General features: G+C 41.4%; 7 protein-coding genes. All 7 read left to right on the top strand.

Annotated features, from left to right (window positions below; genetic code table 11):
• Positions 1-87 precede the first annotated feature (87 nt).
• On the top strand, positions 88-2,256 hold the full coding sequence (locus AC13CS_RS05935; RefSeq protein WP_482888650.1) for a hypothetical protein: 2,169 nt from the start codon (positions 88-90) through the stop codon (positions 2,254-2,256).
• Positions 2,257-2,277: 21 nt separating this feature from the next.
• Positions 2,278-3,495 carry an AGE family epimerase/isomerase gene (locus tag AC13CS_RS05930; RefSeq protein ID WP_482888649.1) on the top strand — a complete coding sequence of 406 codons (1,218 nt, stop codon included), beginning with the start codon at positions 2,278-2,280 and terminating at the stop codon, positions 3,493-3,495.
• Positions 3,488-4,945: a sugar porter family MFS transporter gene (locus AC13CS_RS05925; RefSeq protein WP_293168481.1), complete on the top strand. Its 1,458-nt coding sequence runs from the start codon at positions 3,488-3,490 to the stop codon at positions 4,943-4,945. The genes AC13CS_RS05930 and AC13CS_RS05925 overlap by 8 nt, the downstream gene beginning before the upstream one ends.
• 348 nt (positions 4,946-5,293) lie before the next feature.
• Positions 5,294-7,414, top strand: coding sequence for a LamG domain-containing protein (locus AC13CS_RS05920; protein WP_482888648.1), 2,121 nt, complete (start codon positions 5,294-5,296; stop codon positions 7,412-7,414).
• 155 nt (positions 7,415-7,569) lie between these two features.
• The gene (locus AC13CS_RS05915; RefSeq protein ID WP_482888647.1) at positions 7,570-8,838 is read left to right on the top strand and encodes a Gfo/Idh/MocA family oxidoreductase; all 1,269 of its coding nucleotides are present in this window, start codon (positions 7,570-7,572) and stop codon (positions 8,836-8,838) included.
• A gap of 113 nt (positions 8,839-8,951) precedes the next feature.
• Positions 8,952-12,344 carry a 3-keto-alpha-glucoside-1,2-lyase-like domain-containing protein gene (locus AC13CS_RS05910; protein WP_482888646.1) on the top strand — a complete coding sequence of 1,131 codons (3,393 nt, stop codon included), beginning with the start codon at positions 8,952-8,954 and terminating at the stop codon, positions 12,342-12,344.
• Positions 12,345-12,347: 3 nt separating this feature from the next.
• Entirely contained in the window at positions 12,348-13,154 is an 807-nt protein-coding gene (locus AC13CS_RS05905; protein WP_482888645.1) for an endonuclease/exonuclease/phosphatase family protein, read from the top strand.
• The last annotated feature ends 74 nt before the right edge of the window (positions 13,155-13,228 follow it).

Here is a 13,228-nt window from a genome sequence, read left to right as displayed (position 1 = left end):
AAAACTGTCTTTTGGTTGCTCCCAAGCATGCACATTGTTCACACCATGCAATTTTCCATTAGTCTCCTCTAACTACAAGTTCATAATATGAAATCAGTTCCAAAAATACTCATGTTCTTAGGGCCTTTGGCCATTATTATACTATTTGCCCTGAATGCGGCAACTCAAAAAATACATGTCTACTGCGATGAAGGGAATGACCTTTATGGAGTAATCCAGAACTTGGAACATTTGGAAGTGGTCCACTACGATAATTTGGATCAATTTATACGTGGTATTGGCAAGGGAGAACCATCACTTATTTTAGCCGACAATTATCCAAATAAACGTCTAGAGGTTCCAAATAATTTTTTCGATCTATTGAAAGAAAAGGATAGTCGATTTTATATCGAGTTCGTGGATAAACTTCCGGGGATGGAGACCCAACCAAAGAATAAAGTATCAAAGTATGAACGCGCAGTGGTCAACTCCTCTTTTTTTGGAGGAATTCCTGATAGTTTGGACATTTTGGCCGTCAATGGCCTAACCTATGTCCCGACCCAAGTTTCCAATGCCCATTTGGTAGCGGCCCGGGTCGCTGGTCTGGATAGTGCTATTTATGGAATTCCCAAAGAGAATAATCCTTTATTGTTCGAATTGAACGATTATGATGGATTGGTATCGACAACGGGGCTGAGTAACTTCATTAAAGGAAGGTATGCACCACAAGTTGAATGGCAGGGGATATGGAAAGGCATTCTTCAATTTTTATTGGCTGATGGCACTGTAATTGAAAAGTTGGACTGGAACCCCAAAATACAGACCACCTACGCCCGAAACGAACAATTACCGCTCGATTACCAGAAAAAAAGCATTGAAAAGGGCATTGATTGGTTCATAAATGCTAAAATGCTCGTGCCGTCAAATTACAATGACATTATTGGTAATGCCCCTAACAAGGAAATAAAGACCAAGTTCATCCATTGGAATGATACCATTCCCAATGGAGATGGTAGCAACGGGGTGTTCGAATGTATTTTCTCTAGAATTGATGAAAAAGGAAACCAACCTATTGGAGTAGTCCTAAGGGGCGATTGTACTGGGGAAGTGGCAGGTGCATTTGCCACAGCAGGCAAAGTACTTGGTAAGGAGGAAAACTACCAAATAGCCAATAACCTTTTAAAGTTTTATTTAAATGAATCATCTGCACTAAAAGGGGAGTATGGCAATCCAAACCATGGAGCCTATGGACTTGTACCTTGGGGCATTTCCAGCTACCCATGGTACAAAGCCAATTATGGCGACGATAATGCACGTTTGTTTCTAGGATCAATTATCACTGCGGCAATTACGGGAAATACCGAACAGGATGATACATTGATGCGTATGCTACTCGCATTGCACCGAACCACAGGTGTAAATGGTTTCCGAGGAGACAGGATAGATTTGCCCCAATTACAGGAAAATGGTTGGCAACACTATTATAATGGCAAAGTGGTCAATCTATCTCCGCATATGGAAGCCTATCTCTGGGCCTGTTTTCTCTGGGCCTATGACAAAACGGGGGATCCTATTTTCTTGGAGCGTACTAAAAAAGCAATAAAAACCACCATGGAAGGCTATCCTGATACATGGAAATGGATGAACGGATTGGCACAAGAAAAGGCTAGAATACTTTTACCGCTAGCTTGGTTGGTACGCGTTGAAGATACGGATGAAAATAGAAAAATGCTTTACACGGCAGTGGACGGGTTACTGGACCTCCAGGATAAAAGCGGTGCCATAAGAGAGGAGTTGGGAAGCATTGAAAAAGGAGTTTTTCCACCTTCTAAAAGTAATGCCGACTATGGATTGCACGAGGCTTCTTTGATTGCAAAGAACGGAGACCCCGTTAGTGATCTGCTCTATACCACCAATTTTGCATTGGTGGGTCTGCATGAGGCTTGGTATACACTCAAGGATCCTCGTATCAAAAAATCTGTAGATCAACTATCCGAGTTTCTTTGTCGTATACAGGTAAAATCACCGGAACACCCAGAACTTCATGGGGGTTGGATGAGGGCCTTCGATTTTGAAAGGTTCGAACATTGGGGCTCCAATGCCGATGCCGGCTGGGGTGCATGGGCCATAGAAAGTGGATGGACACAAGGTTGGATTACGACCATACTGTCCCTCCGTGAACTGGATACATCTATCTGGGATTTGACCAAAAATTCTGAAATGAACAGCCATTACGATGTATTGAAGCAAGAAATGTTACCAATCGAACAGCAATAGTATAAAGCAAACAAAAGAAGAATGACCTTGGAAAGCGAAAAAGACATAGCAGAGAATTTGCATCAACTAAAAGAGGTCTATCGTGAAGCACTCTTTGATGACCTTGTTCCGTGGTGGGAAACCTATTCCATTGATCAAAACCATGGAGGATATTATACCCGTTTGGCAAAGGATGGCAAGACCTATTCCGAAGATAAGGATATGTGGATGACGGGCAGACAAATATGGATGTTCAGTCATTTGTACAATAGGTTTGAAAAAAGGGAAGAATGGAAAAACATTGCTAAACATGGATTGGACTTTATGATAGCCAATGCATTTGGCGAAAATGGGAAAATGCATTTCAGATTGAATAGTTTCGGCCAACCCCTGTCTTCTGTACTGAGTTTGTATACCGAGGTTTTTGGAACGATTGCATTGGCCGAATATGCTGCCTTGAGCGAGGATAACAACCTAAAGAATCGTGCATTCAAGATGTATGATTTTTTGTTGTCAAGATTGGGACAGCCATCGGATACACCCATGTTGGGCTATCCACTCAACAGGCAATTTCACTTGCATTCCCATGATATGTGTCGAATTACCGTGGCTAAGGTATTCAAGGATATTTGGTCCTTAAAAAATTTTGATGACGACATTACTTTATCCATCGAATCCATATTGAATAGACATTGGAAGTCGGATGAAGGTTATTTATTGGAAAATGTGGGAATGGACGGTTCTAAAATGTTGGATATTCCAGAAGGTCGGCTCTTCCATCCGGGGCATGCCATTGAGAGTGCATGGATGATTATGGAAATTGGCATCGAACGGAATGAAAAAAACTGGATCAATGAAGCTGTAACGATTATTTTGGCATCATTGGAACATGGTTGGGACAAAGAGTATGGGGGTATTCGTTACCTGACCAATATCGATTGGACCCCAACTCATGAACTGGAAGCGGACTTGAAGCTATGGTGGCCACATGGAGAGGCATTGTATGCTTTGTTACTGGCATGGCTTCATACGGGTAGGGAAGACATCAAAGCATGGTACCAAAAAGTACATCAATATACCTTTGCCCATTTCCCAGATAGGGAGCATGGCGAGTGGTATGGCTATTTAAATCGCGATGGAAGTCCAGTTTGGTCAACAAAAGCCAACGGATGGAAAGGCTTTTTCCATATACCGAGGATACTCTTCAGGTGTCACCAATTATTGGAATTTACCATTAAATCAGCTGAAGAAAATGACTGATTTCAATAGTAAAGTAAAGGAAGCGCCAACAGGCAGTCCATTTTTAGTGGCACAGGTCTGCGTGGTGGCCTCCTTGGGAGGTGTTTTGTTTGGCTTTGACACTGCTGTAATTTCAGGGACCATAAGTATGGTCGAGGCCCAGTTTGAGTTGGATAAAATGGAAGTGGGGTGGTTTGGAAGCTCTGCGTTGATTGGAGCGATTATCGGCTCCATGATCGCTGGTTCACTTGGAGACAGGTATGGGCGTAAGTCCATACTAATTGTTTCCGCGGTACTTTTCTTTCTTTCTGCACTGGGGTCTGCTTTGCCATCTTCATTCAGTTTGTTGATAGCTGCAAGGCTCGTTGGCGGTTTCGGAATTGGGATTGCTTCGGTCTTGGCACCATTGTATATTTCCGAGTTTTCTCCAGCTAATATACGTGGGCGTTTAGTGGCCTTGTACCAAATGTCAATAGTAATCGGCATATTATTGGCCTACTTCTCCAATTGGGGAGTGTTGAACTATGCCCAGGCCAATACAGATGGTTTTGGAGGTTCTGGAATCTTCTACAGGATCATGGTATCGGAAGTCTGGAGGGCCATGTTCGGAACTGAAATGGTGCCCGCTCTCTTGTTTTTCCTATTATTATGGACAATTCCTGAAAGTCCGAGATGGTTGGTCAAGGAAGGAAATACCAATGTAGCCTTGAGAATTTTGGAGAGGATAAATGGAAAACCAAAGGCAAATACCGAATTGAAAAACATTCTGGCAGCCTTGTCCAAAAAAGGCGGCTCATTGAAAGAACTGGCCAAGCCCGGTTTCAAAAAAGCCTTGATCGCAGGATTGGGACTTTCGATATTTGGTCAGTTTAGCGGCGTGAACATTATTGTTTATTATGGCCCCGACATACTTAGGGATGCAGGCCTGAACTTCGACGGAGCTTTGAAGTTTCAAGTGGCCATTGGACTTATCAACCTCGTTTTTACGGCCTTGGCCCTTTGGAAAATAGATAGTTGGGGACGTAGGCCATTGTTGATATGGGGAATGTTATCAGTATGTATATCCTTGATTGTAATCGGAGTGTTCTTTTCGATACCATCTATTTCCAGTATTTGGATTGTGGTTATGTTATGCATCTATATGGCAAGCTTAGCATTTTCTATCAACGCGGTAATATGGGTTTTGTTGGGGGAACTTTACCCTACTCGAATTAGGGGGCGCGCCATGTCCATAGTAACTTTCGCTAATTGGGGCGCCAATTTTGTAACTGCGTTTTTGTTCCCTTGGTTTGTTTCGGTCATTGGAATGAATTCCGGATTCTTTGTTTTTGCAGGATTTTGTTTTACAGCAACAGTTTTCTTCCATAAAATGATACCCGAAACCAAAGCAAAAACCCTTGAAGAAATTGAAGAACATTGGAGAGGGGAAGGATTAGAGACAGCCGAGACTACCAATAAAGTAAGGCAATAATGTGTACACGTCAAAATCATATCTTGCATATGGTATGCCAATTGCATTAAAGTGGGGTAGCGTAAAAGGTTTTTTATGACTAATATTGTTCAAGTATTGGAAAACTAGAAATCAACTTTAAATTATATACATTGTGCTGTTATGGCCAAGAGCTTTATAGCGTATAATTTTCTTAGTCAATGTAAGCATACTTCCGTATGGTACGTTTATTTTTTTTGGATACTTTTTATTGGGGTTGATTCCTCATATTCCCAAACATACTCTTCACTTTCAGAAAGCGATAAACACCATCTCCGCACAACTTCTCATATCTTAATAGACCTCAATAAAACTAGCTTAGATTCGTTGATGTTTCGGAATTTGACCGATAATGTAACATGGGCAGTGATTCCTTCACAAAATAAAGTGGAAAACACCAATTTTCTTGACCAATATGCCCATTACGGCAATCAATTAGTAGTGTTGGGACAAGAGGGCTCGATTTCAAAAATTCCTGAAAACCTCTCCGTGATCTGGGTAGCTGATTCGGATATGTACACATTGGAACTTGGCTCGCAAGAGACCATTGATCTGGTTAAAAAATCAAGCGACAAGGAACTTTTAAGCATACAAGTTGACCATGGAAATACTCCCACGTTTTCAAAATTAATTGAGGTTTGGCAAGATTTAGGGAAAATGCCGAATTTCATCAAAGCCGAAGCGTCTTTTGAACATCTATACAGTTTGGTGCGTCAATTAAACTCCAAGCCAAAAATATTCGGGGTTGTTCAAACGGAAAAAGGATTGTTGGATGGGGTCAGCTTCAAAGATTATGGAGAAGTCCAGATAGAAGGGTATTTTAGTTATCCCGTACTGGACATTTTATCGCCCCCCATATTGGTACCCTATAAGCCAGGTTTCCATTTTTCCCCGGACATTATCTACACTAGTCCGGAAAACCTGAACAACAGGAAGGAATTTGTTGGTTTCCCATTGGATGCTGAATATGGACTTTCCCACCATTTTGAATTTAAGGATGAGGTTGCCGATATATTGGCGAAAAATTCGAAGGGATTAATCTCAAATGATGTAAGAGTAAGGAAGGATTCGTTATATGGACAGGTCAGTTACTTTGAAGATGGAGCCTATGTTGATGTGGGAATATCCAGTAAATCATCATTAAAGGGGAATTTTACTATTAATGCGTGGATAAAACCGACTAAGCTGGGTCAAAACAATAGTATTCTTGGAAAGGGAGACAACTTTGTGTTCAAAATTCACAATGGCTTTTTAACGTTCACAATGGCAGGTATCAAGGATTATGTGTCAACTTCTTCACCTATTCCGTTAAATGAATGGTCCCATGTGGCACTGGTTCATTCCAAAATAGAGAATACACTTTTTTTCTATATCAATGGGGAACGCACAGATAGTGTAGAGCTGATTTCTGAATATGAAATATCAAATTACAACATACTTATTGCCAGTAATCTGTGGGAAGAATTTTTTGAAGGCTACATACGGGAGATAAAAATATGGGGGCGAGAATTGAATGATTCGGAAATCAAGGCTCATTATGATCAAACAAAAGTCTTGAAAAGGAATACACATATTTGGATGTATGCTTTGGGATTATCCCTCTTGTTTGGCGGAGGATATGCAGTATTCAAGTATTGGATGACGAAGGTAACAAAAAGCACACCAAGCGAAATAAAGCCTAAGGACCCGAAAGTAGATGGGAAGCATTCCACTCAAATATTATGTTTTGGTCCTTTGCAGATTATTGATATGTATGGTTTGGATGTTGCAAAAAAACTTTCCCCGCTCCAGAAAAAAATGTTCATGATTATTTTTTTGCATAGCCAAGGAGATAAAAAAGGGGTGGACACCAAGCGTCTTACCGAATTGTTATGGCCGGGTAAAAGTGTGGCAAGCGCTAAAAATACAAGAGGGACAACAATTCAAAATTTGAGGCAGTTGTTGGGCACATGCCCAAACCTTGAGGTAGTTTTCAAGGACAAACATTGGATATTGCAAATGGGCGAGAACTGTTATTCGGATTATTCCATGGCACTGCAATATCTGGAATTCTTGACGAGCAAAGATTGTTCGGATGGACAACTTGAAATCGAACTCCGAAAATTGATTCCCATTGTTAAGAAAGGAAGATTGTTTGCCAATACAAGTGCTCCTTGGCTGGACCCATTTATTGAAAGGTTCAGCAACCGGATTGTGGAACAATTTATCCAGATCAGTAAAAATCCGATGATTGGGACTCATTTGGATACTATGCTCGATTTGGCAGAGGTCATTTGTCTATATGATGACCTTAATGAGCATGCATTAAAGATAAAACTCAATGTACTCATCGAACAAGGAAAGCTTAGTTTGGCACATCAAGCTTGCCATAATTTTAAAAAGCAATATGAAAATCTCTACGGGGAGGCCTACGAAGTTTCTTTTGAGGAAATGATTTCTTCCCAACAATAGCTTATCCCTGTCTTATGGAGATAAAACCCTGAAAAAAACAACATTTTTTTATTCATTACCCCATTTAGTACCCCTTTTTTTATGCCCATGCTTTTTTATTTGCAGCATCATCATTCAATCAGATAGTTGGAAATAATCAATTCAAAGCATACCAAATGAAAAAAGAAATAAACAGTAGAAGGGGGTTCGTAAAAAAGTCCTTGATAGCGGGTGCCGGGATAAGTATCATCCCACGTCATGTATTGGGAGGCCCCAACTTTATTCCTCCCAGTGACCAGCTTACCAAAGCGGTGATAGGTGTTGGTGGTATGGGGCAGGGTCACTTAACCTATGAAGGAACCAAATTATTGGCCATTTGTGATGCAGATGGAAAACACTTGGCCGCTACACTTAAAAAAGTTGGCCCCGATGTAAAGGGATACCGTGATTTTAGGGAAGTCCTGGAGAGACCGGATATTGATATTGTTCACATTGCGACTCCTCCGCACTGGCACGGACTCATGTCCATTATGGCCGCAGAAGCAGGCAAGGATGTCTGGTGCGAAAAACCAATGACCAGAACAATAGGCGAGGGTAAGCGTGTTGTTGAAGCCATGAAGGTCCATGGTAAAATGTTTAGGCTGAATACTTGGTTTCGTTTCAAGGATAACTTTTACGGAATGGGAACACCCGTAAAAAAACTAAAAAAAGTGGTCGATAGCGGTGCATTGGGATGGCCATTAAAAGTAACCATAAGCGGGGTTACCGGCTTTAATTGGAAGTTTTATTGGGTAGGAAAGGAGAATTTGGCCCCACAGTCCGTTCCCGAGCATTTGGACTACAATATGTGGTTGGGTCCAGCTCCCGAAAAGCCGTACAATCCACATCGAGTCCATTCTACCTTTAGAGGATATTGGGATTATGATGGCGGCGGATTGGGCGACATGGGCCAGCATTATATTGACCCTGTTCAATACTTTTTGGGTAAGGATCATACCAGCCCTGTAAAAGTTGAGGTGGATGCCCCGCAACAGCATTATGATGCCATTGGAACTTGGAGAAGAATAACGTATACCTATGCAGACGGTTGTCAAATTATATTGGACGGCGAAAACCGCGATAAGAGTGCAGCCTATATAGAAGGACCTGATGGCAAAATATTCAATGGGTTCAAATCAACCATTCCCAATATTGATGGTTTGATCAATACCCTTCCCGATCCCGAGGAACAAATAACTTCATTCTCAGAGTCCGTTAAAACCCGTCAAAAATTTGCACTGAACGAAGAGAACGGGCACCGTTCCGCAACTATTCTCAATATGGGCGTAGTGGCACTTCGGTTAGGTAGAAACCTCGATTTTGATCCGGTCAAACAAGAATTTGTAAACGACCCGGAAGCCAATAGGTTATTGGACCAACCCATGCGAACCTCATGGGCCAATTAATCATTCACTTAATTTTTAAATAGAACAATAAAAGTACATACCAGTGGAACATGTGTTGCGTTTCGAAATCAAATCGATGTACGAAGTGTCCATTGGTCAAAAAATCAGGAAAAATGAAAACAATAAAATATATTGTATCAACGCTCTTTTTGCTCTTTGCTTTACAGGTTTCTATAGGGCAAATCAATCGGACCCTGGAAACCAAAGTAGTGGATATATTGGCGCAGTTTCCGACTAAGGATTTAGAGCATTCGGACAAGGTAATGGAAGAAATGTTGGTACTGGGGACCGAAGGGATCCAAAAGTTCAACGAACGAATTGTTCCTTTGGGAACAGGGAACGATACCCAAGCAAGGTATGCAGTTCACAGTTTGGCGGTATATGCGGGCAAGCACCGGGAGAGTATGGTTGAAAACACACTGCTGGATGCTTTGGAGGAAGCGCAAAATACCGAGGTAAAAACATTTTTTATAGACCGTTTGGCGTTTTGTGGAACCGACACAAGTGTTAAAATACTGGGCAAATACCTAACGGATAAAGAACTATATGAACCCGCATTGGCTACTTTAACCGTTTTAGGCACTCAGAGGTCGGCAGAAGCGATTCATTCCGCAGTCAAATCAGTTGGTGGAATAAGGAAAGCGGCATTTATTGAGTCATTGGGGCGTTTACGCTATGCCCCTGCATCAAAAACCTTGGTAGAAGTGGTATCCAACCCCATGTCTGATGCTTTTTTAAAGCAGAAAGCGCTGATGGCATTGGCAGAAATAGCTCAACCCGACTCGTACGACATTCTTTCCAAAGCAGTTGAGAGCGAAGCGTATCAATTGGGTGAAACTAGGGCCATTATAGCATATATCCATTATGGCAATAGACTTATCGAACAAGGAAATTTCTCCTTGGGAGAGCGTATGGCCAGGTCGCTATTGAAAAATTGTACAGAGGATAACCAATTAAATTTTAGAGCAGCAGGTATTGACTTTCTAATGGCCTCAATGGGTAACAATGCGACAAAAACGCTTTTAAAGGAAGCAAAGCATCCCAATGATGCCTATAGGGGGAGCGTGTTAAAGGCAGCGGGCCAGAACATGAGACCTACAGAAGTATCAAAATGGGTTAAACAATACAAGAAAATAGAGGATATTGGAAAATTACAGCTTCTGGAAATACTGCGAGAGCGTCAAGAGCCCAAGGTGCTGGATAAGTGCATCACAAAGGCCATCGAATCTGACAATGAAAGCTTAAAGTTGGCAGGGATACGAGCTTTGGATTTTCAAGAAAAGAGCAAGGCATTGCCACTGCTTTTTAAAACCTTACAAGGGGATAATACCAATGCAACTTTTGCAACCATTGAAAATACGTTGCTGAAAATTGTAGATGTTGACGATGCACCTTTGATTGCAGAAGAATTATTCCGTGTTGAAAATCAAAAAGCCAAGGGCGTATTGGTAAATGTACTGGCTGAACGAAATGCCACAAATCAATTTGATGCGATTGCTAGGCTGTTGGATAAAGCAAACCCTGATTTACAAAAGAACATTTATAAGGCAATGCCATCCATTTCCACGGAAAGTAATCTATCGGAGTTGATGGAAATGCTCTCTAAGGTGGATGATGAAGCAAATATTAATTACGTGCAGCAGGCCATTATCAAAGTTCTTAACAATACTGAAAAGGATAGTTCTTTGGATGTTTATAGCGTATTTGCAGATTTTGAAGATAAATCCAAATTGATTCCAATACTTCCTGCGATAGGAGGTCAAAAAGCATTGACTCTGATATCGGAACAAATGCAATCAGGAGGCATTAAGGAAAAAATGGCGGCAATACAGGCACTTTCGGCATGGAAAGGTAATAAGAGCCTATCTTATTTGTTCAAGGCCATAATCAATTCAAATGGAGACATCAGGGAATTGGCTTTTGGTAAATATTTGCAAAAAGTTGCTACTTCAGATCAAGCTGACGATCAAAGATTATTGTTGATACGAAAATTAATGCCGCACAGCAAAACCTTAGCAGAAAAGAAGCAAGTGATCCGGGCAGCCCAGTCTGCAAAGACATTCCTGTCCCTGGTTTTTGTTTCGGATTATTTGGATGATGCAGAACTAAGTGCTGTGGCATCCAATGCAGTAATCAATATTGCCTTGCCAACACCTGGTGCCAACAATGGACTAAGTGGCGAGGTAGTCCGAGAAGCCGTATCCAAGAGTATGGCAAACTTGACCGGTCCGGATAGTCAATATTTAAGAATTGATGTAAAAGAGTTTTTGGATAAAATGCCAAAGGAAAAGGGATTTGTATCCATATTCAACGGTAAGGACCTTACCGGGTGGGAAGGTTTAGTGGAAAACCCGATTAAAAGGCGAAAGATGTCTAAAAGTGCCTTGAAAAAGGCTCAGGAAAAGGCTAATGCCCAAATGTTGAAGGATTGGTTTGTAAAAGATGGGGTCATCGGTTTTAAGGGAGAGGGCTACAATAATATTTGTACCATTAAAGATTATGGGGATTTTGAAATGCTGGTCGATTGGAAAATCACGCATGGTGGAGACAGCGGCATTTACTTGAGAGGAACACCCCAAGTTCAGATTTGGGATACGGCACGTACCGATGTGGGGGCAGAAGTGGGCAGTGGAGGATTGTACAACAACCAAGAAAACACAAGTAAGCCTTTAGTAGTGGCCGACAACCCCATAAATGAGTGGAATACATTCAGGATCAAGATGGTCGGAGAGCGTGTAACTGTTCATTTGAACGGAAAATTGGTTACCGATAATGTTGTTTTGGAAAATTTTTGGGATAGGGATAGAGCGATTTTCACAAAAGAAGCGATAGAGCTTCAGGCCCATGGAGAAGATCTGGGGTTCAGAAATGTTTATGTTCGTGAAATACAGTCTGGCAACGAGCTTTTAAGCTCTGAAGAGCAAAAAGAAGGCTTTCAATCTCTTTTTAACGGCAAGGACCTTGACCATTGGATTGGGAACAAAACAGATTATTCGGTTGAAAACAATGAATTGGTGGTTCAACCGGAGCAAGGGGGGCACGGAAATTTATATACCGCCAACGAGTATTCTGATTTCATTTTTCGATTTGAATTTAAATTGACTCCAGGAGCTAACAATGGTCTAGGTATTCATGCACCATTGGAAGGTGACGCAGCTTACGTTGGGAAAGAATTACAGATTCTGGATAACACGGCACCTATCTATGCCAATTTAAAGCCTTATCAGTATCATGGTTCGGTATATGGAATTGCGGCTGCGAAAAGAGGCTTTTTAAAACCTGTTGGAGAATGGAATTCTCAAGAAGTTATGGTAAAGGGGAATCAAATCAAAATCACACTCAATGATCATGTCATTCTTGATGCAGATATTAAAAAAGCCTCTGAAAATGGTACTGCTGATGGTCAGAGTCATCCAGGACTTAAGCGGGATAGTGGTCATATTGGGTTTTTGGGGCACGGCTCTACACTCCGGTTTCGAAATATCAGAATCAAGGATTTAAAATAAAAAATGGCTTCCCTAAAGTTTGATGGCATGATAAAACAAATCGCCTTGATCGGAATTTGCTTGGTTTTAAGTGGAACGAACCCGTTACGGGCCCAAAGCAATTCAATAAAAAGGCCTGTTACCGTAATGTCCTTTAATATCCATGCGGGCTATGGAACCGATGGTACTTTTAATCTATTAAAAATCGGAAATCAAATCAGGGAAGCCCAACCCGATATTGTTTGTTTACAGGAAGTGGATCGCAGGACACGGAGGTCACAGGGCAAAGATGTAACTCTGGAACTGGCCAATATCACAGGTTTTCACTCCTTCTTTGGAAAAGCTATTCCCCATGATGGAGGAGACTATGGTTTGGCTATTTTGTCCAAATACCCCATACTCGAAGCAAAGGTACATTCCTTGCCCAGTGATGGCATTGCGGAATCTAGGATAGCTTTGGAGGTAATGGTACAAATCAAGGGTATAAACAAAATAAGGGTTGTGAACGTGCACCTTGATCATTCCAACAAGGAATTGAACCAGTCCCAAATAAGGTATCTGGACAGCAAATTCAGGGATGAGTTCCCAACCATATTGGCTGGTGATTTCAATCAAACAATGAATGACAAGGGAATGCAACACTTAAGCAAGGTCTGGAACCTTTCGATGACTGATGATGCATTTACTTATCCATCAAACAATCCAAATATTCAAATTGATTATCTCATGGCCTATCCTCGGAATAAATGGAAGGTGGAAAATGCCCAAGCCTTAAAGGATTCGAGAGCTTCAGATCATTTGCCGATTATAGCAACATTTTCCTTGTTATGAGCAAAAAGATAAAAAACATTATAAACCGAACAGGTTGACCTTTTTGAGTTAGTTGATGAAGATGGGCAGGGTCT

The sequence above is a fragment of the Flagellimonas sp. B-3 genome, assembly GCF_056857835.1.
This window is presented reverse-complemented; position numbering and strand designations above follow the sequence as displayed.

What these genes read in the sequence shown, in the direction of transcription:
- AC13CS_RS05910 (WP_482888646.1), top strand. Translation starts at nt 8,952, where the DNA reads ATGAAAACAATAAAATATATTGTATCAACGCTCTTTTTGCTCTTTGCT.
- AC13CS_RS05915 (WP_482888647.1), top strand. Translation starts at nt 7,570, where the DNA reads ATGAAAAAAGAAATAAACAGTAGAAGGGGGTTCGTAAAAAAGTCCTTG.
- AC13CS_RS05920 (WP_482888648.1), top strand. Translation starts at nt 5,294, where the DNA reads ATGTTTCGGAATTTGACCGATAATGTAACATGGGCAGTGATTCCTTCA.
- AC13CS_RS05905 (WP_482888645.1), top strand. Translation starts at nt 12,348, where the DNA reads ATGGCTTCCCTAAAGTTTGATGGCATGATAAAACAAATCGCCTTGATC.
- AC13CS_RS05925 (WP_293168481.1), top strand. Translation starts at nt 3,488, where the DNA reads ATGACTGATTTCAATAGTAAAGTAAAGGAAGCGCCAACAGGCAGTCCA.
- AC13CS_RS05930 (WP_482888649.1), top strand. Translation starts at nt 2,278, where the DNA reads ATGACCTTGGAAAGCGAAAAAGACATAGCAGAGAATTTGCATCAACTA.
- AC13CS_RS05935 (WP_482888650.1), top strand. Translation starts at nt 88, where the DNA reads ATGAAATCAGTTCCAAAAATACTCATGTTCTTAGGGCCTTTGGCCATT.